Annotated in this window: 21 protein-coding genes and 2 pseudogenes; 9 read left to right on the forward strand and 14 right to left on the reverse strand. The window is 46.4% G+C overall.

Features of this window, described 5'->3' with window-relative positions; all coding sequences use genetic code 11:
- Positions 1–3 precede the first annotated feature (3 nt).
- The 7 genes from VRK_RS07925 to VRK_RS07955 all read right to left on the reverse strand — a co-directional run bounded on the left by VRK_RS07925 (position 4) and on the right by VRK_RS07955 (position 12,363).
- Positions 4–2,562 carry a bifunctional diguanylate cyclase/phosphodiesterase gene (locus tag VRK_RS07925; RefSeq protein ID WP_059120867.1) on the reverse strand — a complete coding sequence of 853 codons (2,559 nt, stop codon included), beginning with the start codon at positions 2,560–2,562 and terminating at the stop codon, positions 4–6.
- Between the two features lie 168 nt (positions 2,563–2,730).
- Positions 2,731–3,978 carry a cytosine deaminase gene (gene codA / locus VRK_RS07930; protein WP_059120868.1) on the reverse strand — a complete coding sequence of 416 codons (1,248 nt, stop codon included), beginning with the start codon at positions 3,976–3,978 and terminating at the stop codon, positions 2,731–2,733.
- Positions 3,979–4,109: 131 nt separating this feature from the next.
- The gene (locus tag VRK_RS07935; RefSeq protein WP_059120869.1) at positions 4,110–5,999 is read right to left on the reverse strand and encodes a methyl-accepting chemotaxis protein; all 1,890 of its coding nucleotides are present in this window, start codon (positions 5,997–5,999) and stop codon (positions 4,110–4,112) included.
- A gap of 628 nt (positions 6,000–6,627) precedes the next feature.
- Complete coding sequence (locus VRK_RS07940) at positions 6,628–8,517, reverse strand: methyl-accepting chemotaxis protein (RefSeq protein ID WP_059120870.1); 1,890 nt, start codon at positions 8,515–8,517, stop codon at positions 6,628–6,630.
- Between the two features lie 353 nt (positions 8,518–8,870).
- Positions 8,871–9,464, reverse strand: coding sequence for a PqiC family protein (locus tag VRK_RS07945; RefSeq protein WP_059120871.1), 594 nt, complete (start codon positions 9,462–9,464; stop codon positions 8,871–8,873).
- A complete protein-coding gene (gene pqiB / locus VRK_RS07950; RefSeq protein ID WP_157371878.1) occupies positions 9,461–11,122 on the reverse strand; it encodes an intermembrane transport protein PqiB in 1,662 nt (553 codons plus the stop codon). Before pqiB ends, VRK_RS07945 begins: the two co-directional genes overlap by 4 nt.
- A complete protein-coding gene (locus VRK_RS07955) occupies positions 11,119–12,363 on the reverse strand; it encodes a PqiA/YebS family transporter subunit (RefSeq protein WP_082671345.1) in 1,245 nt (414 codons plus the stop codon). The genes pqiB and VRK_RS07955 overlap by 4 nt, the downstream gene beginning before the upstream one ends.
- 561 nt (positions 12,364–12,924) lie before the next feature.
- Here VRK_RS07955 and VRK_RS07960 point away from each other — a divergent pair.
- On the forward strand, positions 12,925–14,217 hold the full coding sequence (locus VRK_RS07960) for a hypothetical protein (RefSeq protein WP_059120873.1): 1,293 nt from the start codon (positions 12,925–12,927) through the stop codon (positions 14,215–14,217).
- Positions 14,218–14,619: 402 nt separating this feature from the next.
- Here VRK_RS07960 and glk read toward each other — a convergent pair whose 3' ends face one another.
- The 3 genes from glk to VRK_RS07975 all read right to left on the reverse strand — a co-directional run bounded on the left by glk (position 14,620) and on the right by VRK_RS07975 (position 17,364).
- Positions 14,620–15,597, reverse strand: a complete 978-nt coding sequence (gene glk, locus VRK_RS07965; RefSeq protein WP_059120874.1) for a glucokinase — start codon at positions 15,595–15,597, stop codon at positions 14,620–14,622.
- A 302-nt stretch (positions 15,598–15,899) separates the two neighbouring features.
- Positions 15,900–16,328: a VOC family protein gene (locus VRK_RS07970; RefSeq protein WP_059120875.1), complete on the reverse strand. Its 429-nt coding sequence runs from the start codon at positions 16,326–16,328 to the stop codon at positions 15,900–15,902.
- Between the two features lie 325 nt (positions 16,329–16,653).
- Complete coding sequence (locus VRK_RS07975; RefSeq protein WP_059120876.1) at positions 16,654–17,364, reverse strand: UTRA domain-containing protein; 711 nt, start codon at positions 17,362–17,364, stop codon at positions 16,654–16,656.
- Positions 17,365–17,553: 189 nt separating this feature from the next.
- Between VRK_RS07975 and VRK_RS07980 the strand changes: the two genes are divergently transcribed.
- The 7 genes and pseudogenes from VRK_RS07980 (at position 17,554) to cobD (ending at position 24,056) form a co-directional block, all read left to right on the forward strand.
- Positions 17,554–18,624, forward strand: a complete 1,071-nt coding sequence (locus tag VRK_RS07980) for an ABC transporter substrate-binding protein (protein WP_059120877.1) — start codon at positions 17,554–17,556, stop codon at positions 18,622–18,624.
- A 9-nt stretch (positions 18,625–18,633) separates the two neighbouring features.
- Entirely contained in the window at positions 18,634–19,437 is an 804-nt protein-coding gene (locus VRK_RS07985) for an alkaline phosphatase family protein (RefSeq protein ID WP_059120878.1), read from the forward strand.
- 56 nt (positions 19,438–19,493) lie between these two features.
- Positions 19,494–20,309: pseudogene (locus tag VRK_RS07990) on the forward strand (ABC transporter permease); the annotation flags it as partial.
- A 61-nt stretch (positions 20,310–20,370) separates the two neighbouring features.
- On the forward strand, positions 20,371–21,159 hold the full coding sequence (locus VRK_RS07995) for an ABC transporter permease (RefSeq protein ID WP_059120879.1): 789 nt from the start codon (positions 20,371–20,373) through the stop codon (positions 21,157–21,159).
- Positions 21,156–22,175: an ABC transporter ATP-binding protein gene (locus VRK_RS08000; protein ID WP_059120880.1), complete on the forward strand. Its 1,020-nt coding sequence runs from the start codon at positions 21,156–21,158 to the stop codon at positions 22,173–22,175. Before VRK_RS07995 ends, VRK_RS08000 begins: the two co-directional genes overlap by 4 nt.
- Before the next feature lies 1 nt (position 22,176).
- On the forward strand, positions 22,177–22,881 hold the full coding sequence (locus VRK_RS08005) for an HAD family hydrolase (protein ID WP_059120881.1): 705 nt from the start codon (positions 22,177–22,179) through the stop codon (positions 22,879–22,881).
- A 68-nt stretch (positions 22,882–22,949) separates the two neighbouring features.
- Positions 22,950–24,056 carry a threonine-phosphate decarboxylase CobD gene (cobD, locus tag VRK_RS08010; protein ID WP_059120882.1) on the forward strand — a complete coding sequence of 369 codons (1,107 nt, stop codon included), beginning with the start codon at positions 22,950–22,952 and terminating at the stop codon, positions 24,054–24,056.
- A 3-nt stretch (positions 24,057–24,059) separates the two neighbouring features.
- On the opposite strand, the gene cobU is transcribed toward cobD, so the two are convergent.
- Positions 24,060–24,614 (reverse strand): bifunctional adenosylcobinamide kinase/adenosylcobinamide-phosphate guanylyltransferase, encoded by a 555-nt coding sequence (gene cobU / locus VRK_RS08015; protein WP_059120883.1) that lies wholly within the window; start codon positions 24,612–24,614, stop codon positions 24,060–24,062.
- 93 nt (positions 24,615–24,707) lie between these two features.
- On the opposite strand from cobU, the pseudogene VRK_RS21240 reads away from it, so the two are divergent.
- Positions 24,708–24,855 (forward strand): annotated as a pseudogene (locus tag VRK_RS21240) (IS256 family transposase); the annotation flags it as partial.
- A gap of 36 nt (positions 24,856–24,891) precedes the next feature.
- Here the strand turns inward: VRK_RS21240 and VRK_RS08020 are convergent.
- The 3 genes from VRK_RS08020 to VRK_RS08030 are packed head-to-tail and all read right to left on the reverse strand — an operon-like array spanning position 24,892 to position 26,962.
- Positions 24,892–25,251, reverse strand: a complete 360-nt coding sequence (locus tag VRK_RS08020; protein WP_157371879.1) for a hypothetical protein — start codon at positions 25,249–25,251, stop codon at positions 24,892–24,894.
- Positions 25,244–25,729 carry a hypothetical protein gene (locus VRK_RS08025; RefSeq protein ID WP_059120885.1) on the reverse strand — a complete coding sequence of 162 codons (486 nt, stop codon included), beginning with the start codon at positions 25,727–25,729 and terminating at the stop codon, positions 25,244–25,246. Before VRK_RS08025 ends, VRK_RS08020 begins: the two co-directional genes overlap by 8 nt.
- 33 nt (positions 25,730–25,762) lie before the next feature.
- Positions 25,763–26,962, reverse strand: a complete 1,200-nt coding sequence (locus tag VRK_RS08030) for a hypothetical protein (protein ID WP_059120886.1) — start codon at positions 26,960–26,962, stop codon at positions 25,763–25,765.
- Between the last annotated feature and the right edge of the window lie 34 nt (positions 26,963–26,996).

The raw sequence follows: 26,996 nt of genomic DNA on the forward strand, positions 1-26,996 counted from the left end.
ATCTTACCGAGCACCGCAGTCCCAACGTTTTGAAGAGCGCATCCTTTGCTGAATCATTTCGACACTCATCGGTTTGTCAAAATAATATCCCTGAACCAAACATCCTGTCGCAGTATGATTGGTCAGTGCCAGTAATTGTGCGTAGGTTTCAACGCCTTCGGCAACCACACTGAAGGGAGCTGACTGCCCAATCGCCAGTATTGTTTTAATCAGAGAGCAACTCTCTTCACTACATAACATCTTATCGATAAAACTTTTATCGATTTTGACTTCATCAATCGGGAGCTGATTGAGGTAACTCAGGGAGGCATAACCTTTACCGAAATCATCCAGCGAGATGCGAATACCAGCCCGTTTCAAAGAGAGTAAAACCTCCCTAGTCTGCTGAAACTCACGAATAAAAACACTCTCTGTAATTTCAATATGGATGCGACTGATATCAATCCCCACATGCTTAATGATCGCAACAATGTCATCCACAAATCCCGGTGTTAGAAGCTGTTTAGCCGACACATTGACATTCAGGCTCAATGCATAAAGACCATTCGGACTCAACGCCAAAACCTCCCGGCAAGCCCGTTCAAAAATATAGTTACCCAATGTATAAATCAGACCGACATCTTCCGCGATATGGATAAACTCTTCCGGCTTCACCGCACCGAGGACATCATTATCCCACCGAACCAAAGCTTCAAGACCGAGCACATTCCACGTTTTGACGTGCACTAACGGCTGATAGCAGATAAACATTTCATGTTTACGCAATGCATGTTGCAGCTGTGCCTCAATCGCAAGGAAATGTTGCAAATGTGCATGAATCTCCTGATTGTAGAAGACCACACTGCCCCTGCGTTTTTTCTTCGCCTGATAAAGCACAACATCGGCTTTATGCAATAATTCCTCTGCTGATTTCCCATCATCAGGATATAAACTGGCTCCGATACTGCATGTCGTTTGTAATTGAATTCCACCCAACTCAAAAGGTTCATCGAACACCCGTTGTATTCGTGAAACTTTATGCTCTGCATCGGCTTTTTTTATGAGCTCAGAAAAGCAAAAGACAAACTCATCGCCCCCGAACCTTGAAACAAAATCATGCTCACCCAGTAAGTGACGGAAACGTTCGGCTACGCTCATCAATAGCTGATCGCCCATCGCATGACCATATGTGTCATTAATTTTCTTAAACTCATCCAGATCAACAAACACAATCACCAAATATTGCACCTGCGATTGAGAGCGCAGTCTGAATATTTCCTTTTTAATGCCCTTCAAAAACATCATCCGGTTGGGCAATGAGGTCAATACATCATGCATGGCCATAAAATGCATCTGATCCCGAGTATCTTCAACATGCTCAATATGCTGACGAATTTTTTCCTGATAGCGGTAAAATCGCCCTGCGATGAGCCGACCGATATAAAAAGACAAAAGTAAAACCATACCAGAGAACAACACACTGAAAATGACGATATTCCACAGCGCCTGATCACTTTTCTGTTTGATCTGTTCGAACTTGTGCTGGAAGTAATCATCAAAACGCGCCATAGGAAATCCAGCCACGACATGCCACCCCCAATCCCCCAAACTTTCTATATAAAGCATTGAGTCATCGCTCATCGACCCATTGCTGAATATCATCCGTCCTTGCACAAAACGACTGGGAAGATGAGATTGCGCAAATGATAGCCAAGCATTGGTGTGCCCTTCAGGTAACAATATTTCTTTCAGTTGTCTGCCGATGTAGGCAGATTCATTCTGGGCTAGAACCCGACCATACTGATCGATGACCGATATCATATATGCACCACCATTTTGGTGACGAACATGTTCATAAGGATATTGATCAATCCACTTGAGTAATGACTGTTGGACGTTGTGTTCCATATCTGCAACATTTTCGACTGCACCGACAACCCACCCCAATGGGGAAAAATACTTACCGAATCCCATCTTTTCTCTCTGACTCGGCTCCGATAGAGATGAGGGGAATTGGGACTGAACATCCCAACGAAAAAAAGATTCACCCTGACGTTCAATCTGTCTCAGAAAATCTTCCGAGACGGATGTGTCGGGATGAAAAGAGGCTGGTAGAACTTGAATATGCTCAGGTTGTTTCCTCAACATGCCTGATTGGTGGCGGGACTGAATAAAGAAATAACTAGAACGAGGAAGCTCACCTTGAGATTGAAGTGCCTGCGTGACGGCAAGTTTTATCTCTTCCGGAGAAAGGGCATTCTTCTGATAATAAAGGTGATGTATAAGTTCATATGCGTCGTAAACCCGTTGACGAACTTGAAACTGAAGATGTTGCATCAAGTAGGACTTTTGCCGCTCGAACTCTTTATGGATCAATGCGACATGCTGCTGCGTCAACAACTTCTCTGAGAGCATCATCTCATGGTACAACGCGTTGCTATTTTCAGCTAATCGTTGCCGATCCGCTTCATACAAATAACTATTCAGCACAAGCGCCAAACAACCAACGACAAATATTGGCGCCAGTTGAATAATCCACAATAAATGTCGCTCATTTCCCAAAGGCGAATTTGCACTATTCATAGCCGCGAATTCTCAAATCATATTAGCATTATTTTTTTAACCGCTCCCCAATCAACTATCGCGGGAGTCTTAATAAAACACGTATCATCAATTTATTATTTAATCAGAATATTCTTATTTATAGCAGATTAACTTGTTTAGGTTAGAAAATCATCAACAATATTAAACTCAAGAATTCATTTTAACGAAGTGTTTCAATATTGCTGGCTGACGCTCAATTAGGATTTCTCCGGCTCTGACTGACCAAAGCACTTCACTCTGATTTCTCAAGACAGAAACATCATCGGTGCCATCCAAAATAATCAAATGACCCGGTTTTCCTTCAGCAATCCCGTATTGCTCGGAGATATTCAACACGTTGGCACCATGGTCGGTAATAAAGCTTAATGCGGTTACTAAATCTTCATATCCCATCATATGACAAGCATGAATCGCAAAATCTAATTCACGTAATAATTTCCCATTCCCTAAGGTATACCATGGGTCTTGTATCGAGTCTTGCGCCAAAGCAACATTGATTCCCGCCCGATGAAGTTCCTTGACTCGGGTAATCCCTCGCCGTTTCGGAAATTCATCAAAACGTCCCTGTAAATGCATATTCTCCGTCGGACAGGAGACGAAGTTAATTTGTGACTTTTTCAGTAACCGAAATAATTTCGCACAGTAGGCATTATTATACGAATGCATGGCAGTTGTATGACTGGCGGTGACCTTAGGTCCCATATCCAGTTCCAATGCCACCGTTGCCAGCACTTCAAGAAAACGGGAGTTTTCATCATCAATTTCATCACAATGCACATCGACCAATTTCCCGTGTCGGCGGGCAAATTCGACGACCCAGTGCATCGATTCGACGCCGTATTCCCGGGTAAATTCAAAATGTGGAATCCCACCAACGACATCAATCCCAATCTCTAACGCCTTTTCCATCAATGCTTTGCCGTTCGGGTAAGAGAAAATACCTTCCTGAGGAAAAGCGACGATTTGTAAATCAAGATAAGGTTGGAGTATCGGTTTCAGTTGATTGATCGCTTTCAGCGCTGTCAGTTCAGGATCGGTTACATCAACATGGGTACGAACATACTGAACCCCGTTGGCAATCAGCAACTCAGCCGCAGTCAGCACACGTCGTTTGACATCATCGATATCCAGCAGTGCCTTCCTTTCCGCCCAGCACTCAATCCCCTCAAAGAGCGTGCCACTCATATTCCAGCGCGGTTCACCAGCGGTCAGAATTGCATCCAGATGAATGTGAGGTTCAACAAATGGGGCACAGCATAACTTCCCCATGGCATCAATATCGGCGACTTCATCAAGCAGACGAGGTTGCGACTGAATCTTCTGAAAAATACCATTTTCAATTTGAATCGAGTAAAGCCCTTCAGCGCCTCTTAAACGTGCATTGATAATTTTCATCTCTTATTTCCCTTTGTCATCATTTTTATAACTACCTTGTTTTAATGACTATCCTGTCCATAAAAAGAACCCCGATCACAACGGATCAGGGCTTTTCATTACATGACAGTCATTAAATGATTGACCATATTTCAGAGTTTGAAGCGAGAAATTTCTCGTCCCAGCTCAGTCATCAAACGATGGACTTCCTGTGCTTCTTCAGCCGCCAACTGAGCTTCATAGGTCATCTGGTCACTCACTTCCCGGACAGATTCAGTATTACCATTAATATCTGCGGTCACCAGAGACTGCTCTTCTGCTGCCGAAGCAATCTGTGTTGCCATATCACTGATCATCGTAATCGATTCACTGATCATCTGCAGTTTGTCACCCGTGTGGTTGAAGTCTTGTACACTATTCTCAACCAAGTGATGGCTGGCCTGCATCACGCTGACAGCATTGTTGGTAACTTTCTGCAGCCCTTCAATCTTCGACTGGATTTCTTCTGTGGAAGCATGCGTTCTTTGCGAAAGCACTCTCACTTCATCGGCAACAACTGCAAAACCACGCCCCTGATCCCCTGCTCTCGCAGCTTCAATCGCGGCATTTAAGGCTAACAGGTTGGTCTGTTCGGCAATCGCCCGAATCGTCGATAGAATGGTGGATATTTCATTCGCATGGACTTCAAGATCACCGATAATCCCGGCAGCGCGAGTCAGTTCTTCAGCCAATTGGTTAATCGACTTCATACTCTTCTGCATCTGTTCATAACCTTCGGCACCCAATTCAACCGACTGGTTGGCACTCTTCGCAGTGTTTTCAGCATTACCGGCAATCTCAGCCGTCGCAGAAGCCATTTCCGTCACCGCCGTTGCAACCATGGTGATCTCATCCTGCTGTGTCTTCAGTTGCTGGCTACGTTTTGTCGCAGCCGAGGCCGCACTATCTGCTTTCTGATTCAGCGCGATCGACACATCGTGAACTTTTTTCACCATTGCATGGAGTCGATCGACAAATTTGTTGAATCGATTGGCCAACATGCCGACTTCATCTTGACGATTGACATCCAAACGCTTGGTCAAATCACCATTTCCTTCGGCAATTTCAGCCAGTGCCTCACCGATGTCACCAATGGCTTTGAGTTGTCGGGAGAGTACCCACGATGTTAATAGTGCAATCACGACAAGGATCACGATAGCGATGATGATTTGATTGAGCAGCAATGAATTCATCGGTTTTTCCAGTGTTGCCTGATCCATAATCATCAGCAACATCCAGTCCGTGTGTGCAATATTTTGCCCCATCACTACTTTATCTTTCCCGTCAATATCGACGAACAGTGGTTTTCCTGAATCAGAGGCCTGAGTCAGAGACTGAATGTTCAACTGTGGGATCGCTTCGCTGATAGGTTTCAGGATCAAATCTTTGTTCGGATGCGCAACGACCGTTCCTTTTTTATTCACCAGAATAGAATAACCGTCACCCAACACTTTCATTTTCAGGACGTCATTAATTAACTGGTCCAACGCCAGATTCGACGCAGCAACACCAATCAACTGACCATTTTGCCGAACCGGTTCTGCCAGCGTCACAACGAGCTGTTGCATCGTCACACTGACATACGGATCCGTCGTTACAACTTCGTTCTTTGACTTCGCCAGTTTATACCAACCTCTGACGCGTGGATCATAACCGGGTTTGTTCAGGGAAGGGTCTTGTCTGTACATTTCCCCTTTTTCATTGCCGTAATAGCTCAAACCAAATCCGCCGGATTTCAACGTTTGTCTTAAATGAGGTACAACATCTAAAGTCGGACTCCGTTCGATTTCGTCTTTTAGCCCTGTAATTGCCAATTGCTTATCATGAAACCATTCACCGATCCCTTTTGCATAAGCCTGCAGCGTATTGCGACTCTCACTCTGAATAGCACGCCAGCTATCTTTCTTAAATGACTGATAACTGACCATCACTAAAATGGCTGCCGTTAAAGTAATTGCAGCAACGACAGAAAGAACAATCTTCCTTTTCAAACTCAATTGCATAGGAAGTACTCCCTAAGTTTGTGAAATAACTTCGTATGTTATTTTAATAGATAACTCATAATAATATGATGAGGCGTTTCCCCCGTCACATGAACTCTTTTTTACCGACTTACTCATTTCGTATTCACTTATTTTCCTACTTCCTAACTATAGGTGAACAACATAAAAATAGGACAAAAGATATGTGAAACACCTCTGAATCAAGCACTAAAAACGTTTTCATGATATATATTGCTGTTCATTGTGACCTATACATACATCTCATTCCTGAAAGCACCGAGATTTTCTTCTAGCCTTCCCCACCATCATAAGATAAAAATCATCATTCACCTCCTTTTAACGACATTTATCATGTTTTCTTTAATCCAAATATCAATAAAAGAGATGTGCATCTTTGTGTGTCTGAGCGCAAAGGTAACGGCCATTATTGGTGATGCAATGAAGACATCACCAAACGGAGAGGAAAGACTCGGACCACCATTCGAGTCCGGAGCCAGAGAGGATTCATTGGCGAGTTGCTAATGTTGCGGCAATCGGGTCAATGACTTGTGTCAGCCAAAGATAAGAAAGTTGTTGAGACATTGCTGGATAACGATTACGTAACAATCATTGAATAATTGACCCTATTTCAAAGTTTGAAGCGGGAAATCTCCCGCCCCAGTTCAGTCATTAAGTGATGAACTTCTTGTGCTTCTTCAGCCGCCAACTGAGCTTCATGGGTCATCTGGTCACTGACTTCCCGGATAGATTCAGTATTACCATTAATATCTGCGGTCACCAAAGACTGCTCTTCTGCTGCCGAAGCAATCTGTGTTGCCATATCACTGATCATCGTAATCGATTCACTGATCATCTGCAGTTTGTCACCCGTGTGGTTGAAGTCTTGTACACTATTCTCAACCAAGTGATGGCTGGCCTGCATCACGCTGACAGCATTGTTGGTGACTTTCTGCAGCCCTTCAATCTTCGACTGGATTTCTTCTGTGGAAGCATGCGTTCTTTGCGAAAGCACTCTCACTTCATCGGCAACAACCGCAAAACCACGCCCCTGATCCCCTGCTCTCGCAGCTTCAATTGCAGCATTTAAGGCTAACAGGTTGGTCTGTTCGGCAATCGCCCGAATCGTTGACAGAATCGTTGATATTTCGTTCGCATGGACTTCAAGATCACCGATAATCCCGGCAGCGCGAGTCAGTTCTTCGGCCAATTGGTTAATCGACTTCATGCTCTTCTGCATTTGCCCATAACCTTCTGCCCCCAATTCAACCGACTGATTGGCACTCTTCGCAGTATTTTCAGCATTACCGGCAATCTCAGCGGTCGCAGAAGTCATTTCAGTCACCGCCGTTGCAACCATGGTGATCTCATCCTGCTGTGTCTTCAGTTGCTGGCTACGCTTCGTCGCAGCCGATGCTGCACTATCTGCTTTCTGATTCAGCGCGATCGACACATCGTGAACTTTTTTCACCATTGCATGGAGTCGATCAACAAATTTGTTGAACCGTTCTGCCAACAAGCCGACTTCATCTTGACGATCAACGTCCAGCCGTTTCGTCAGGTCACCATTCCCTTCGGCAATTTCAGCCAATGCATCACTAATGTCACCAATGGCTTTGAGTTGTCGGGAGAGTACCCACGATGTTAATAGTGCAATCACGACAAGGATCACGATAGCGATGATGATTTGATTAAGCAGCAACGAATTCATCGGTTTTTCCAACGTTGCCTGATCCATAATTATCAGCAACATCCAGTCCGTATGTGCAATATTTTGCCCCATCACCACTTTATTCTTCCCGTCGATATCGACGAACAGTGGTTTTCCTGAATCAGAAGCCTGAGACAGAGACTGAATGTTCAACTGTGGGATCGCTTCGCTGATAGGTTTCAGGAGCAAATCTTTGTTCGGATGCGCAACAACTGTCCCTTTCTTATTCACCAGAATAGAATAACCGTCGCCCAATACGTTCATGTTTAAAACGTCATTCGTTAATTGATCCAACGCCAGATCCGACGCTGCAACACCAATCAACTGACCATTTTGCCGAACCGGTTCTGCCAGCGTCACAACGAGCTGTTGCATCGTTACACTGACATACGGTTCAGTTATCACTGCCGCGTTCTTTGACTTCACCAGTTTATACCAACCTCTGACGCGTGGATCATAACCGGGTTTGTTCAGGGCAGGATCTTGTCTGTACATCTCTCCTTTCTCATTGCCGTAATAACTCAAACCGAATCCGCCGGATTTCAACGTTTGTCTTAAATGAGGTACAACATCTAAAGCCGGACTCCGTTCGATTTCATCTTTTAGCCCTGTGATTGCTAATTGCTTATCATGAAACCATTCACCGATCCCTTTTGCATAAGCCTGCAACGTATTGCGATTCTCACTCTGAATAGCACGCCAGCTATCTTTTTTAAACGACTGATAACTGACCATCACTAAAATGGTGGCCGTTAAAGTAATTGCAGCAACGACAGAAAGAACAATCTTCCTTTTCAAACTCAATTGCATAGGAAGTACTCCCTAAATTTATAAAACAACCTCGTATGTCATTTTAATGATGACCGATACACACACTTCACTTCTAAAATCATCAAGATTTACGACCACATTACACGACAAGATTAGATAAAAATTATAACTCACTCACTTTTAATAACATTAATATGCTTTATTTCATCTAAATATCAGTCAAATAAATGCTCGCAGATGTATATCTGTAGCAAAGGTTATCATTGCAACTCACAGATATGGTCAGTCATGCAATCAAGTCGATAATGCAATGACATTGGCGACGCCATAAAGACATCACCAAACGGAGAGAAAACTTCGGATCACCATTCGGATCCGAAGTCAGAGAGGATTTACTGGCGAGTGGCTAATGTGGTGGCAATCGGATCGACGATTTGTGTCAGCCAAAGATGAGCAAGTTGTTGAGTCATCGCCGGATAGCCGCTGTGTTGCATCATATCCACACTTTCAAATGACGCTTCATGAAGCAACTGTTTCGACGCTGACCAAAGTGACCAGTGGCCGGCAGCGGTGATTTTGCCATGTCTGTCGGCATGAAAACGATAGACTTCAATATCCAGCAATAATGTCGGTCGAATATACTGATAAGACGGAATCCATGTAAGTTTCGGTAATCGTTCTTTCAACCGTCTCAACGTCATTTTTTCCAATTGAGAGCTCAGCGATTCCGCCCATAAATGTTGTGACGCCAGATAGACCTGTCCGTCGGGATCAACCATAACAATATTCGGCTTTTCCAGATAGCCCGGCATTTTAATCGCTTTGATCTGAATCGGCTGGTCGATCTTGGCCAATGTTTTCAGAGCCGGAACCCGTTCCGGCATCGGTAGCAAATACTGTGTTGTTTCTAACGCAGTACTACCCGAGCACCCACCGAGTAATATCAGCATGAGCGATAGCCATACAACGCGCCCTGTCAATCTCATTTCGTACTCCCTTTAGTCACTTTCGGCTCAATATCCTGTTCACTCTGCTTGCCGAAAATAATCGAGTTCGGCTGCCGACGTATGTCCTGTAGTAACGGATATAATGTTTCAAGGTTACGTTGTACGGCATCAAGGCTTTGCTGAATATTCTGGCCTAAAGCTCCCTGAGCCTGATAATCACTCAAGGTTTCGTTTAAGGTTTCCAGCGTACTCACCAGCCGCTCCGGAATTGCCTGCGTCTTCTCTTGTGATAGCAGTTTTTTCAGATTCTTACTCGCTTCATGCAATTCTTTAAACGTTTCATCGGCAGACGCCAACGCCTGATTCAGTTGCCCAACGGTCTTATCCATTGGCAATGCTGCCAGATGATCGAGGATCAGCGTGATTTTTTCCTGCATGGAGGCCAGAGAATTATTCACCGTCGGGAAAAGCGGATACCCCTGATATATAGTTTCCGTCATCGGCTTGGGATCTTTCACAAATACAATCGACACAACTTTCGCTCCGGTCAGCAAATTACTGCTGCTCAGTGTAGCTCGCATTCCCCGCTTAAACCCTTGTGCGAACATCTCGCGCCACTCATCCAGATGAATAACTTTCTCACTTAAATGAGATGCGATTCTTTGTGGCTCCAAACGGACCAGTATCGGAATTGACTGCATACGAATATCCCCTGCGGCCTCAATTCCTGCACCATGATACGGCACTTCTTCCACCGTCCCCATACGAACACCGTTATACTCCAACGGCGCACCCGGTAGCAGGCCGCTGATACTGCCCTGAACCAACATGATGTAATCAATGTATTTGTCATAGCGATTATTGGCCGCTGCTTCTTTAGAAGAAAAAAGACGGAACTCCGTTAAATCCTTGACGGGTGAGCCTGAGTCCTGATTGTTTGTCGTGCCGAATGAAATGCCTCCGGAGAGCAGAGTCTGTAAAGAGTCCATCCGCACTTCCAACCCTTTTGCGGTTCCCTCAACCAAAAGTCCCGGTGTCATCCAGAACTGTACATTGCTGTGGACTAAAGCATCATAAGGCGCATTCACAAAGATATGGTAGGTAATCGCTTTTCGTTTCACATCAAAATCAACATTCTCAATGTAGCCGACTTCAAATCCTCGAAAATGGACCGGTGAACCCACTTCCATTTTCGCGTTATCCGTCGAATAGAGTTTCAGGCGAATCCCCTGATTATCAGCCGTCGATAACGGTGGTTGTTTCAACATCGTAAAGCGTTCGCGTTTTTCACCATTTTTACCTGGATTGACGTTGATAAATGCACCGGAAAGAATCGTCCCCAGACCACTAATCCCTTCTTTCCCCACTCTGGGCTTCACCACCCAGAACTGACTTTTGCTATTTAGCATCGCCTCAGCGCCCTGCTCCATACGGATATGGATAATTGCATGATTAAAGTCATCACTGAGTTGAATGTCAGTGACCTCTCCGACATCCACATTATGCGCTTTCACTTTGGTTTTTCCGGCAACCAGCCCATCGGCATTTTCTGCAACAACGATAATCTCCGGCCCTTGCCGAGACCAGTTTTCAACTAACATCCACCCTGCAACAATTGCAGCAATTAAAGGCACGAACCAGATAGAATTAAAATGCATCCGATGAGTGGATTCCGTAACAGATGATGAGCGACTCAAATGGTTATCTCCTCAGATTTATCCCAAATCAGACGGGAATCGAACGACATCGCTGCCAACATGGTCAGAATAACCACCGCAGCGAAAGATATAGCGGCAACACCGGGAATAATAGTCATCATGGCACCAAGCTGAACCAGCGCTGACAGAATCGCGACCACAAACACATCAACCATTGACCAGCGCCCGACAAATTCTGTGATGTGATAAATACGTTGGGTCGGTTTTTCATGCTCTCCGCGCCCAAAACGAATTTGCCAACATAACCAGAACAACATCAAAATTTTCATCACCGGCACCAAAATACTGGCAACAAAAATCACACCGGCGACAAGATATGATTTCATTCCCCACAATAAAATCACGCCCCCCATGATAGTTGACGGCTCACTGGTCCCCAGAAAGGTCGTAATCATGATCGGGAAAAGATTGGCCGGAAGATACAAAACACAAGATGCAAATAATAGCGCTAACGTATTACTGAGGCTGCCCTGTTTACGCTGATGTAAAATATGATGGCAGCGAGTGCACTGATATGTGTGCGCAGTCACCAGCGCACCACAATACTGACAGCCTTTTAGTCCCTGAGATAATGCCGAGCCGGAACGAACGGCGACCACCGGGGCCGGGCCACATAAACAATGCCAAATCCAGCGCTTATCGACAAAAGAGACCGTTCTGAATAAGCAAATCGTAAAGACACAGAAAGCCCAAAAAGACAGCCCCAACTCAATTTCAGCCAAGCTTTGCAGTTTAACTAAAGCCACCAGCCCGCCGAGCAGAAAAACATCGACCATCAGCCAGGGTTTCAGGGCATTGATCGTGTGCGTCAATCCATAATGAATCGAGCGGAGCTTCCCTTGGCGCATCGCCAAGGCAGTCAGCAATACCGCCGTCAGGTAGACCACCGGTAACACCAGTAAAGTCAGGGTCACAATAATACCGAGCGAGATGTAATGTTCACCCATCAGGCCATAAATACAATCCAACAAGGTGATCCGCTGATAACTGCCTTGTGAGGAAAACCCGAGAAAAACAAAACACAGCGACATAATGAACATCAACACCGCTGAACATCCGTTACTCAGCAACTGCTGTGGTGCATTCGGATGACATGTAACAATCAAATGACCACAACGGGCGCAATACAGCCGTTCTCCGGCTTGCATTGGAGGCATCACATTCACCCAGTCACAATGATCACAAGCTGTCGCTTGTTCATGACATTTTCCGCTACTCATCCCTGTCCCTCTGTCACACCATTTGGTTTCTTATCAGCCGGTATTCGTGAATCATTCGGTTTCATCATCGAGTTTACCTACGACGTGGAAGTCTGTAAAAGCAATTGTTATCACAAATTTGCGCTGACTGTTATTCCATTTTATGGACGGTAAATACACTTTGTGGACAAATGGGTCTGCATCCACTGACCATCATCCCCCACTCCCGTATAGATGAAGTGACCCAATACCACCACTTGTCATTGGGCTCATTCCTTTTTATTCTCAGCTTTTTTATTTTTACCTTTTTATTCTTAAAGAAGAGGCAGTAATAATTAAATATTGCATAAAAATGCGACTAATCTCTAAACAACATATTGCTGTGTTCTTTATCAATGCGTATGATTGCCGGTATGCACTGGATCATATGAGATCGAATTCTTATTATCTCTGTTCGCCTGTTATTCCTATTTCTCTGTTTTTATGCATCAGTGTCAACCCGTGTATAGTCCCGATGTGATGTTGCTCTTCTCACACTGACGGCGATGTACGATACGTGTATTTGTTGCGGTAGATTCAATAATGAAAGAAAAAATAGCAACGATCTGTGGCTGGATGTTGATGCTCAGTTTGACCCTCTCCGTTGTATCCACCTTCAGTGATTCTGTTCCGTTCTATTGGGCCGGAGTCCCGATCTGGCTGTCTTCCTGCGTGTTAATCCCAACCCTGAAAGCCACGCAAAAAAGGCAAATATTCATTTTACTGGGGATCGGATTAGCCGGTTTGCTATTCGGGCTATTGAATCAGGCTGACATCAGTTACATTTTCAAAGCGATAGAAGCCAATCAAAAAGTCATTAATATGCTGATTGGTGTCGGGTTTCTGAAAATTTTTGCCACCGCAAGTATCCACAGCCAAGAAAACTTACCCAAAGGAAAAGGGGCTCTGCTGCGAACTTTACTGGGTACACACCTCTTCGGTGCCGTGTTAAATATGTCGTCTGTGATTATTGTCGGGGATCGGCTTGCCAGTCAGAGTCGTATGACTCCGTTACAGGGGATATTATTGCTCCGGGCATTCTGTATCTGCGCATTCTGGTCACCTTTCTTCGCCGCGATGGGATTGGCGCTGATCAGCTCCCCCGGCGCGCAACTCAGCACACTGGTCTTGTACGGTATTCCTATCAGTATTGCCGCCATCGCTTTCAGTGCCTGGGAAATACTCAGACAACCGGACGCCGGTGATCTGCACGGTTATCCGATTGCCCGGCATTCACTGTGGATGCCTTGCTTGCTGGCGTTCATTGTCATCGGGATGCATGAATGGCAACCGCAAATCAGCGTTCTGACGCTGGTCACCCTGACTGCCATCCTGTTTATTCTTATTTGGTTACTCACCAGTGACGGACTCAGAGGATTATTCCGTTTTAAGCAACATATAGAGTCAGGTATTGTCGGCTCAGCCGGTGAAGTCGCTTTATTTGCAGCCGCAGCGTTGTTAGCGGCCGGAACCGCCGCAACGTTATCATCACTGGATATTCGCCTTGCGCCGCAACATTTCGGCGCGGTAGAAGCCAGCATTACCGTCACGATTCTGGTTGCGCTGGCGATGACGGGGATGCATCCGGTCACGAGTGTGGTTCTTGCCGGGAGCCTGCTTGCCCCATCTGTTCACGATCCGAATCTGTTAGGCATGACATTATTGATGGGCTGGTCACTCGGTATTTTACTCTCCCCGTTCTCTGGCGTTCAGCTCAGTATTCAGTCTCGCTATGAAATCAGCGCAATCAGCCTGCTCAAAATGAACTGGCGTTACGCAATTACCATGCTCTTGTTGTGCTTTGCCTTGCTGTGGTTCTATCAGTTTTCGCACTGAGATCGCGTGCAGTAAAACAGCATAAACAAGATAAAAAGCAGTGAACCCCCATTCCGATCTTGCAAAGTTTCTCCATTGGAACAAAACAATCATCAGTGGTAAAAATACAAGTTCCATCCGGTTTCAGCCTCTCAATTTCCCAAAAATCTATTTTATTATTCAATAAAAACAACGGGCAATGAACTCCGGGAGATAATCACAAACACGGCAAGAATGCCTAATTCAGGAAGCTGTTCCGGGCTATATCACCCTGAGGTGAAACAACTTCAATTAAAATAAAAAAAGGCAGCATCCTGATATGAACGCTGCCCTTCGTCGGTGCTTTCTTTTGAATTGATCGCTTTATCAATTGCTCGACTTTATCAATCGATCACTTTAATCAACCGCTCACTTCACCGGACATTACTGCGCAGATAAAGACAAACCGAGCGACTGTCTCAGATAAGCACCGGCGCCTAATAATCCCGGTTCTTTATGGGTGATGACAAAGACCGGAATATTCTCCAGATAAGTATTGAACCGCCCCTTGTCTTCAAACGCAGTCCGGAATCCGGAATTGAGCAAGAAGTCCACGAAACGCGGCACGACGCCACCGGCAATATAAACGCCGCCGAAGGTTTCAAGATTCAAGGCCAGATTACCGGCAAAGCGTCCCATCAACACACAAAATAGCGACAGCGCTTGCTGACAGTCAGCTTGCGTACCAGCCAATGCTTGCTCCACCACATCTTTCGGGGTGTATTCTTCCGGTGTCCGTCCGTCGGCACGAACAATAGCATTGTAGAGATTGACAATGCCTTGTCCAGATAAACAGCGCTCCGCAGAAACCCGACCAAAATCTTTGCGTAGCTCGGCTAAAATCCGGTCTTCGTCCGCATTCCCCGGTGCCAGATCCACATGTCCCCCTTCACCGGGCAGACTCAGCCATTCATTGCCGACTTGAAGCAAATGCGCCACGCCCAGTCCGGTTCCGGCACCGTAAACCGCAATCGGCTTACCTGTGACTGCACTGCCCTGACCCACTTTGACCACATCGGATTCAGCTAAAACCGGAATCGCCATTGAGACTGCGGTAAAATCATTGATCACCTGAAATGTTTCAAGGCCGAGGTTATGTTGCAGGGTTTCGATTGAAAATTCCCAACTATGATTGGTCATCGAAATCCAGTCACCTTGCACCGGACAGGCAATCGCAATACAGGCTTGTTGAATAGCGACTTCGGATGCCTCGATATAATGCTTAATCACTGACTCAAGACTTGGATACTCGGCACAGGCATACGTCCTTGCGTGACTGACTTCCCCTGATGCCAGTTCACATAATGCCAGACGGGCATTTGTACCGCCAATATCGCCAATCAACGCAAATTGATAGGGCATAAAATCCTCCATTAAAATTCAAATCCAAAAATCAAAAAATGTCGGCAAAGTGCCAACATTAAAAATAAAACGACACCAGTGGGTGACCGCCAGATGAGGTTGAGAACGCGTCCCTATTCTCTTACGTGACTATCACGATCGGCTACTTTCGCTGCCAGTTCGACCAAGCGCTTTGTGAGTCATCGCTTGGATTGTCAAATGCAGCATTCTATCGATTTCGCCCCGGCGAACCTGAGATATCCGTCAAAGCTAGGGATAAATTATCCGTCTCTGCGCATTTTTATGCGTACCGGACCATACAGCTACTGAATCACCAGACTGCCATCTTCATTGAAATCCCAGCAGTCGCCATAGGCAACTTCCCATAAATGACCATCGGGATCAGAAAAATAGCCACTATAACCGCCCCAGAAGGCATCTTTGGCAGGTTTTTCCAGCTTCGCACCGACACTGACCGCCAGTGCCAAGACTTCATCAACTTCCTCTTTTGAACGCGTATTGTGAGCCAATGTCACACCAGAGAAGCCTGAACAGTGAGCTGCGAACTCCGGTGAAACATCGTCTGCCAGTTCATCCAGCGGATAGAGCGCAAGACAGACACCGCCAGTCTTAAAGAAAATGATACCATCTGCCGGTTTTTGCGGTGAGGTAAAGCCGAGTGCAGAATAAAAGTTATATGAAGTCTCTAAATTTTTCACACCGAGTGTGATAATACTAATCCTTGGTTCCACCGAATGCTCCTTGATACATCAATTACTTCATATATCACGCAACCATGTGTCAGCAATCAATCCTTGGCTCGACATGGTGGTGAGATAATAAGACCGTCTCTATTTTAGCCTAGCAAATCTACGAAAAAACATCGTGAAAGTACAAATAATTAGCCGTGTTCTCAAAAAATTCACAACACGGCCTGATAACAATGAAATTTAATCCATATGATTATCAAAAGAATTTAATTTTTAAACCACAATATTACAGCAACATGATCGCAATAATTTTTTGACCACAAGAACTCATCCATCGATGCATAGCATCCCATCGACAACATTTGACTCACTCATTTTCAGTATGGCTATCGATGGTGATCATCACCGCATCCGGACGCCAGTATTCAAACTCACAATCGATGATTGCGCCGTCTTGTTTATAATTGACGCGACAAATTTTCAGCACTTGCTGCCCGGCAGCGATGTTGAGCGCTTTCGCGACGGCCGGCGTTGCAGCGGTGGCAATCACATCAAAACGGGAACGGCTGGTGACATAACCATATTTGTGCAGGTACAGTCCGGTCAGTGACTGGGTAAGATTTTCTTCAAGAATACCGGGGAACCAATGGGCAATCAGGCAGTTTTCCACATACAGCACGACGCGCCCGTCAATAAAACGCAGCCGTTGAATAATATGCAGTGGCGTCATCTCATTGCGTGCCAGCAACTTGGCTTCATCACTAGTCGCCATGCGGCTTTGCACCGCAATCAACCGTGTTTCAGCAATGCGGTGCTGATCACGGATCATCTGATGAAAGTGACTGCGGGACAGCGGGTTATAATGAACGCGTGGTGGTGAAACAAACCAGCCCCGGCGCTCTTCGCGATAAATTAAGCCTTCCGTTTCCAGAGACGCCAGTGAATCTTTGACGGTAATCCGCGTGGTCGAAAACAGCGTACATAACTCCCGTTCTGAGGGTAATTTTTGTCGGGCACTCATCGTCCCGCCGAGAATTTGTTCCCGAATGACATCTTTAATTTTCGTTAACTGCGTCATCTATCTGTTTACCTGAACTAGCCCAACATTGACCCCATTCAATGTAAGAGCTCGCCCGAAACCAAACAAGCAGACCCCGGCAATCTTCATCAATCTGTCATAAATAATTTAGAAAACAGCCAAGGAATCGTCACATTTGCTCAATAGGATGAAATATAAGCAAACTGAACTAGTCCAAAGGATGGCTTTATGAAATTACGTCGTACCCCCCGAATGATAATGGCAACCACATCGTTGCTCTCCCTTACACTGGCATTTCACGCAACGGCGAAAACCCAGTCGCTTGATGAGCTGGTGAAAGCCGCCAAAGCGGAAGGGCAAGTCTACAGTGTCGGTATGCCCGATAGCTGGGCCAACTGGAAAGATACCTGGCGCGATCTGAATAGCAAATATCACCTGCAACATCAGGATACCGATATGAGTTCCGCGCAAGAAGTTGCCAAATTTGCAGCGGAAAAACACAATGCTACCGCCGATATCGGTGATGTTGGCTTCGCTTTCGGCCGTGTTGCGGTGCAAAAAGGTGTTGCTCAGCCTTACAAACCTTCGACCTGGAACGAAATTCCTGACTGGGCCAAAGATAAAGATGGTTACTGGGCGCTTGCCTATACCGGCACCATCGCCTTTATGTCGAACAACAATCTGGTCAAAAACCCACCCAAGACATGGGCTGACCTGCTCACTGGCAACTATAAAGTCACCATCGGTGATGTCGGTGTCGCCTCGCAAGCCAACAATGCGGTGTTAGCTGCTGCATTTGCCAACGGTGGTAATGAGTCGAACTTAAAGCCTGCGCTGAAATTCTTCGCCAAACTGGCCGAGCAAGGCCGTCTGTCTTTTACCGCGCCGAGTCTGGCAAATCTGGAAAAAGGCGAAGTGGAAGTCGCGGTACTGTGGGATTTCAACGCACTCAACTATCGCGATAAAATTGACCGCTCTCGCTTCACGGTCAGTATTCCTCAGGACGGTTCAGTCATTTCCGGCTATACCACCATCATCAATAAATACGCGAAACATCCGAACGCGGCAAAACTGGCTCGTGAATATATCTTCAGTGATCAAGGGCAAATCAATCTTGCCAACGGTTATGCCCGCCCGATCCGCACCAATATTGCGCTGCCGGCAGAGACCAAGGCCAAATTGCTTGATAACCAACAGTACAAAAACGTGCATCCGATTCAAAACTTCGATGCATGGGAAAAATCCGCCCGCCGTCTGCCACGTCAATGGCAGGAAAATGTCCTCATCCACCAGCAGTAAGGCAACCCGATGAACAATAAAGTTATCCTTGTTGTTCTGGATGGCCTCAACCTTTCAGTAGCCCGGCAGTGTCTGGGCTACCTGAATGGTCTGATCGCCTCGCAGCAAGCCACCTTATATCCGCTCACCTGTGAACTGCCCTCATTGTCCCGGCCGCTTTATGAATGTTTGCTAACGGGCGTCCCGCCGGTCGCAAGCGGCATCGTGCACAATCAGATCAACCGCCGTTCCCATCATGAGTCGGTGTTTAGTCTGGCAAGTCAGCAAGGTAAGAAAACGGCCGCTGCGGCCTATCATTGGTTTAGCGAACTGTATAACCGTTCTCCTTATCATCCGGTCGAAGATCGTTTTACCAACGACCCGACCCTGAATATTCAGCACGGCATTTTTTATCACTGGGATCACTACCCCGACGAAGCGCTGTTTCTCGATGCGGAATACCTGCGCCGTCACTATGACCCGGATTTTCTGTTGATTCATCCGATGAACATTGATGATGCCGGTCATCAGGCGGGTCTCGATTCCGCCCATTATCGTAATACCGCCCGCAAAGCCGACATGATTTTATCGGACCACTTGCCACGATGGATGGCAGCGGGATATCAGATTTTGATCACCAGTGACCACGGCATGAACAATGACCGCTCGCACGGTGGCACCCTGACGGAAGAACGCGAAGTCCCGCTGTTGGTGATCGGTGACCATTTTAGCCACCAACCGACTCAAATCGCCCAGACCGATATTTGTGGTGTGATTTGTGAATTACTGGGACTGACCCACCAAAAATCCATCGCGGGAGGTATGCTCCGATGAATCCCCAAGCAAATGTCATCCGTGCGGCCAAACCTCGTAACAAAGACACCCTATTGATGCGACTGAAAAAATGGCAACCGCTGTTGTGGCTGATACCATTTGCCGTGGTTTTTTATCTTTTCCAGCTCTCTCCGATGGTGTGGGTCGTGACCAACAGTTTCAGCGACGGTAGCCAACCATCACTGGACAACTACCGGGAAATTCTTGACTCGACTTTTATTCAGCAAGCCTTCAGCCACAGTTTATGGCTGGCATTATGGTCGAGTCTGATCGGCCTGCTCATCGCTGCCCTGTTCGTCTCATCGCTGCGTCATCTCAACAACCGTATCCGCGATGCCGTGATTGCATTCACCAATATGAGCAGTAACTTTGTCGGTGTGCCGCTCGCGTTTGCTTTTATCATTATTCTCGGCACCAATGGCGCGCTGACGCTGATTCTGCGCCAGCTCGGGATTCTCGATGAATTCAATCTCTACGGTCGCTGGGGACTACTGGCCATTTATACCTACTTTCAAATCCCACTGGGCGCTCTTTTACTTTATCCGGCATTCGATGCCCTGAAAAAAGACTGGCAGGAAGCGGCAGCACTGCTCGGTGCCAACACGCGTCAATACTGGTTGAGAATCGCCCTGCCCGTACTGGCTCCGGCGCTGTTCGGGACGTTCATTATCTTATTTGCCAATGCTATCGGGGCCTATGCCAGTGCGTATGCCCTCACCCTCGGCAACTACAACCTGATCACCATTCGCATTGCCAGTCTGGTTTCCGGAGATCTGTTTCTCGAACCAAATCTCGCCGCGGCCATCTCCGTGTTACTGATCGCGATTCTGGCGTTGGTCACCATCGTCAATCAATGGCTGATTGCGCAAAGTGACCATACCAACCCAGCCAAACACCGCCCGGCCAAACATCGTCTGATAAAAAGGAACAACCATGCAAAGCACCAGTCAGACCTATCATAAAACTGTCGTGTACGGGATTATCCTGATTTTGCTGATCCCCATCGCAGCCACATTTGCCTATGCGCTCTCCGCCCGCTGGGGAGCCTCGATCCTCCCCGAAGGGTTTACCCTGCATTGGTATGTCCAGTTACTCAGCGACCCACGCTTTCTGGCGGCATTCGGCCGGTCATTATTTGTCTGTCTCGCGGCACTGCTGCTGGCAACCGTGCTGATTCTGCCGATGATGTTCGTGATTTTTTATTACTATCCGAAGCTGGATAAAGTGATGAACATTCTGATCCTGTTACCGTTTGCCGTGCCGCCGGTGGTCTCTTCCGTCGGGCTGCTCCAGCTCTATGCCGATAGTCAGGTTGCGCTGGTCGGCACACCGTGGATTCTGATTGGCACCAATTTCACCATTGCGCTGCCATTTATGTACCGCGCCATTGCCAACAATATGATGGCGATTCATCTGCGTGATTTGATTGATGCCGCTCACCTGCTCGGTGCCAGCACCACCAAAGCATTTTGGTTCATCATCTTACCCAATTTGAAAAAAGGCCTGATGGCGTCACTGTTTCTCTCTTTTTCATTTCTGCTCGGTGAATTTGTATTTGCCAACATTCTGGTCGGCACCCGTTATGAAACGTTACAGGTGTATTTGTACAACATGCGTCAGACCAGTGGTCACTTCACCTCAGCACTGGTGATGACCTATTTCTTGTTTATTTTTATCTGTACTTGGCTTGCCAGCCGCTTCAACCGGGGAGTTCAACTATGAGTTATGTCCACATCAATCAGCTCGCCAAAGCATTCGGTGAGCACACCGTTTTCAAAGAGATCGATTTCACCATCGAACAAGGGGAATTCATTACCCTACTCGGCCCCAGCGGTTGCGGAAAATCCACACTGCTGCGTTGTATTGCCGGGCTTGATGCTATTGACAACGGTAAAATCTGGGTTGATGACAACGAGATCTCCCGTCAGGCACCACAGCAACGGGAAATCGGCATGGTGTTTCAGTCTTATGCACTGTTTCCCAATATGACGGTGGCGGGTAACATTGGCTTTGGCCTGAAAATGAAAGGCGTCGATAAATCTACCATTGCGCGCGAGACACAGCGCTTTGTCGAACTTGTTGAATTAACCGGAAAAGAAAAGCATTACCCCCATGAACTATCCGGCGGACAGCGGCAACGGGTCGCTTTAGCCCGAGCACTGATCGTCCGGCCCCGTATTCTGCTGTTGGATGAACCGCTCTCTGCCCTCGATGCCAAAATCAGAAAAGTGCTGCGCCAGCAAATTCGCGCGATTCAGAAAGAACTCAACCTGACGACGATTTTTGTCACCCACGATCAGGAAGAAGCCATGCAACTCTCTGACCGAATCTTTCTGATGAATCAGGGTGAGATTGTGCAGCAAGGCAGCCCGGAACAGATTTACACCCAACCGGCCAATACTTTTGTGGCGCAATTTATGGGGCATTACAATCTGCTCGACGCCCGGACAGCCAACACTTGGTTCGGGATCGAGAGCACCGGTCAGGTCGCGATTCGTCCCGAGTCCATCTATGTCAAAGAGCCGGGTCGTCAGTATGAGGCACACATTTCAGCGCCGCGGGCGGCAACCGTCGTCAGTCATCAGTTATTGGGTAACGTGATCCGCTATACTGCCGCAATCGACAATCAGCATCTGACCGTTGATCTGCTCAACCGCTCTTCAGAACGATTATTTCCGGCTGGACATCCGCTGGAACTTTTATTTAACTTAAACGAAATTCAACCGGTGAGAGATTAAGATGGCCAACCCTTTATATGTGTTCGACATGGATGACACCCTGATTGACGGCGACAGTGCCATGATCTGGAATGCGTTTTTAGTCGAGCAAGGTATCGTCACCGACCCTGACTTTCTGGCGCGGGATCGCGAGATGATGGCTTTATATGCCACCGGCAAGATGGATATGGCGACCTATCTGAATTTTACTCTCGCTCCACTCACCAAGTTGCCCCAAACCACCGTCGATGCGCTGGCCGAAACCTGCGTGACAACCCAAATTCTGCCGCGACTGTTCAGTGAAGCGCAGCAACTGATCAGCGAACTCACCACTCAACAAATTCCGATGCTCGTCATCTCTGCCACGGTCAGTTTTATCGTCCGCCCGCTGGCGCAAAAAATCGGTATCCCCGATGCGTTAGGCATTGATCTGGTCACCGCCGATCAGCGTTATACCGCCGAGATTGACGGTATTGCCAGCTATCGGGAAGGCAAAGTCCGCCGGCTGGACGACTGGCTCGCGAGTCAATCGCAATCTTTCTCTGCCGTGCATTTCTATACCGATTCCATCAACGACTTACCGCTGTGCCGGCACGCCGATTATGTCTATCTGATCAACCCGGCCCCGGCGCTTGCGCAACAGGCCGAAGGTAAACCAAACTGGACCATTTATCACTGGGGCCAAACCTCGTCGGCAACACCCGGCGCACCGACAGCATCCGCCTGAGCTGGCGCTTCAAGCGCGAATCCGCTACATTGTCAGCCATTGATGACAGACATAACGCAGACGATTTAATGGCAAAAAGCGGACAACATGGCGGGAACACCCGGGAAATGGCAGAGAAATACGGCCAAACCGCGGCAGAGATACTGGACTTTAGCGCCAATATCAATCCGCTCGGTATGCCGCCAGCGTTACGCGCAGCACTGATCGCTCAGATCGATTGTGTCGAACGCTACCCGGATATTGATTATCAGCACCTCCATCAGGCGATTGCCCGTCACCATGCCACTCAGACCCACCGTTCTGAAGGCGGTTTCCCGGCCAGTTATGTGGTCTCAGGCAACGGCGCGACCGAGTTGATTTATCAGTGGGTACTGCACACGCAGCCGCGCCACGCCTTGATTGTCGAACCGACATTTGCCGAATATCGCCAAGCACTGACCCGGGTCGGGTGTGAGATTGAAGGGTTTGTCTTGCAGGAGAGTGAAGGGTTTGCGCTCACTGAGCGTTTACTGGATGCATTGCATCAAGGGCTGGACTGTCTGTTCCTCTGTACCCCGAACAACCCGACCGGGCTGATGCCACAAGCTGATTTACTGCAACGTATCGTCACACGCACCGCTCAGTTAGGGATCCGGCTGTTTGTGGATGAGTCATTTATTGATTTTTTACCACAGCATCGAGGGCTGACCGATGTGCTGGAACACCATCCGCACCTGTTTGTGCTGCGTTCGATGACCAAATTTTACGCTATTCCCGGGCTGCGGCTCGGCTATTTGTTGTCAGCCAATCAGCCCGTTCTGGCGGCACTGCGTAATCAACGTGAACCGTGGACGATTAACACCTTCGCGGCACTGGCCGGAGAAATCCTGTTTGCAGACGATGGGTATGCGGAACAGACTTATCACTGGCTGCACAGCGAGCAATCTTACCTGTTCCAAGGCTTGTCTCAGTTGCCGGGGTTGACGGTTTATCCGCCTGCGGCCAACTATATTTTCTTTCGCCTGCATCGGGCTGATTTCGATTTACAACATGCCCTGATGCAGCGCAACATTCTGATCCGCCACTGCGCCAACTACCGGGGCTTATCGCCACAATACTACCGCGTCGCCATTCGCGCCCGCGCAGAGAACCAACAATTGCTACAGGCACTCCGCGACGTGCTTGCGCCTGACTGACCGTTAAGCGCCTTTCAGTTGCATCGGCAAACCGGCGGCCATAAAGGTCACCTGTTCGGCTAACGCCGCAATCGCCTGATTCATCCACCCGGCATGATCAACATACAGGCGGGAAATTTCGCCCATCGGGATAATGCCGAGGCCGACTTCGTTGGAGACACATAAAATCGTCGCCGAAGAGTCGCGCAGCGCGGTGACCAAAGCCTGAACATGCTGTTCAATCTGTGCTTTGGTGGCGGTTTCGCCATCGTTATAGATAACGTTATTGAGCCACAAGGTCAGGCAATCGACCAGCACGATATCCTGCTGCTGAAACTGTGCCAGCGTCTGCGCCAGCATCACGGGCGATTCATGCTGACACCACTCCGGCCCGCGGCGACGCTGATGCTGTTCAATCCGCTGCTGCATCTCCTGATCAAACGCAATCGCGGTCGCAACATAATGCAGCCGAGCCGCACACCCTTCATCCAAGCGCTGCTGCAACAATGCCAACGCCTGACGCTCCGCATAGCTCGACTTCCCGCTCCGCGCCCCGCCAATAAAAAGAGATGTCGCCATAGATTCCTCCGCATAGTGAGCCTGTGATTTTGCCCGAACGAGGGGGAAAAGCAATGGGATTGGGGGGATGGTTTTAGTCTGTGGTCTTAGAGGCTGTACCACCAGTTTCGCAAGCTAACCAAAACTGAAGATGGTTTTGCCAATGAAAAGTGGACACATCCGGTGCAGAACTGGAAACCTGACGCTATCTCAGCTCAGCATCAACTTTGAAGGCCGACTCACCCCATATCTGGATTTATAAAAATGGGCGTGGCACAGAATAATGAACAGTCTCTTTCTATTGATAAGAAATTCTACTTAAAAGTAACCGTAACTCATGAATTTGCAATTTATTAATATGAGTTTGCTCTAAGGCAACTTTGAGTTGAGTCTCTCTTTCTGAATTTTCACCATATTCATTATCTAAATATGTATCCAGCTGTGTTTTCAAATCACCCTCTAATGTGTCGAGACGCTTTTCAAGATTATGTATTGCATTCTCATTATTTTCACTACGTTCTATAATTCCACCAATTGTAACTCCAGTTGACATTAAAATAATAAAAACAGTTAGCAATGCAGATACAACACCACTACTAATACCAACTGTTAATTTGCTTTTTAAAGCTCTTTCGACAAAAACAGTCATATTATTCAAAACTAATCCCCTTCTTTGTACCATTTTTTATAGCATCAATTCTCATTTGACCTTCCATTTCAATTTTATCCATGCGCAAAAGGCTAGCTTGTATGTTAAAAATCAATCTTTGGTATCTTGAGTTTATTTTTTCAATCTCTCCTTTATTCAAAATAGTTTGTTTATTAGTGTCTCTCGCCATACGCTCAACATTTAATAAATCTTCATTGGCCTTTGCCAATAGTTTATGTAGCTCAACCGTTTCCTCTCTATACTCTATGCCTTTATCTTCAATGCGATTTAGCCTTTGATGAATAACATCCTTAAATTCATTAATATTATCTATTGCCTTCTGTATTTGAACATATGAATCCTTCGTGCTTTCTTGGATATTAGCCACTCCACTAGATAAATTTCTAAGATAATAATCTTGTCTATCGTCGACATTAGAGCTACATCCCAACAAAAAAATAGTTGTTAAAAATGAAATTTCTTTCATTAATCCTCCATTGTTTAAATTAAGTGATATTCATTAGCCCTCTATATCAGGATCGACAAAAGGTTGAACTTTTTTTGTAATAAATTGGTTAGGCTTCCATCCTGAAATCAATCGATCTAGGAAAAAGCTATCTCCAGCAGACAATACTATTCCATAGGACGGAGCTATAGCACCAACGCCTACACTAATAAAATATCTAAAAATCTTACCTGGTAAGCGGTTTAACCAACTTGTTGAAGATGTAATGTCTTCAAGATAGTTTGCAATTAATTTTTCGTCCGGTGACTTTCCTTTTAACCATTTTTTAAATTTTCTTGCAGAAGCAAGAAGCTCTAAGAACTCTTCAAATGATCTTTCTCCATGATTAATAGCCTCGACAATTGTTGGGTAACCACTCAAAGTCACACTATAAAAATTATCGATTTCAGAACGATCTAAGTGAAATCTTTTTAACAGATATTTCTGTCGTATTTGTATTAACTTGGATTCTGTTTCAGATGTATAGAAATCACCTCCATAATGACCAGCAAATATCAAACTTATTGATGCATTTAGCATTTCAGACAATAAATGAGCTGGTGTATATTGTCCTGCTTTCTCATATTTTGCTTGCTGAATACTTGAAACAAGATCAAAGTCTAAGTTTGTATCTACTCTAAATTTATCTCCCTTTGGAATTATTTGAAAGCAGAAATCAGAGGGGAGTGGATGACTTTCAAGCATTCGTTGAGCAATAATCTCTGAGGCCTTCTTAACATACTCGTTGTCAAATAAATCAACTCTAGCTACAGGAATTACTCCACCTTTTACGTAGTAGTCATCACCCAATTGTTTATAGCTAACATATCTTTTAAGTTTCTCGACATACCTTTTAGATTCAGACTTGGTATAACCATGGGTCATAAGGTTGAACTCAAGTCTTCTTTTCTTTGTATTTAGTTGACCGAAATTTGGATGTTCTTTGATCATAAAGGCAATCAATGAATATTCTGGCCCGATAGGTGTCTGAATAGTCTGAGTGCCAGTTATTTCTTCAATATATGTTGCTTTGATGTCAGGCAATGCTAGTAATTTTAGGACGTTTTGTATTCCTATTGCCTTAGTTAATCCAATAAGGCTTGAGTTATCAAGTACAATATGTACGCTTTGATAGAAGAGTAATGCCTCGGCAATTTCCCCTATAGTGATCGCAGGACCGTCCAGAGATCTACGTAAAACGACTCGTTCAAACATATAAGATTCTTCCTTTCCACTGTCACTCAATGAA

The sequence above is a fragment of the Vibrio sp. MEBiC08052 genome, assembly GCF_001506075.1.
Classification (GTDB): Bacteria; Pseudomonadota; Gammaproteobacteria; order Enterobacterales; family Vibrionaceae; genus Vibrio.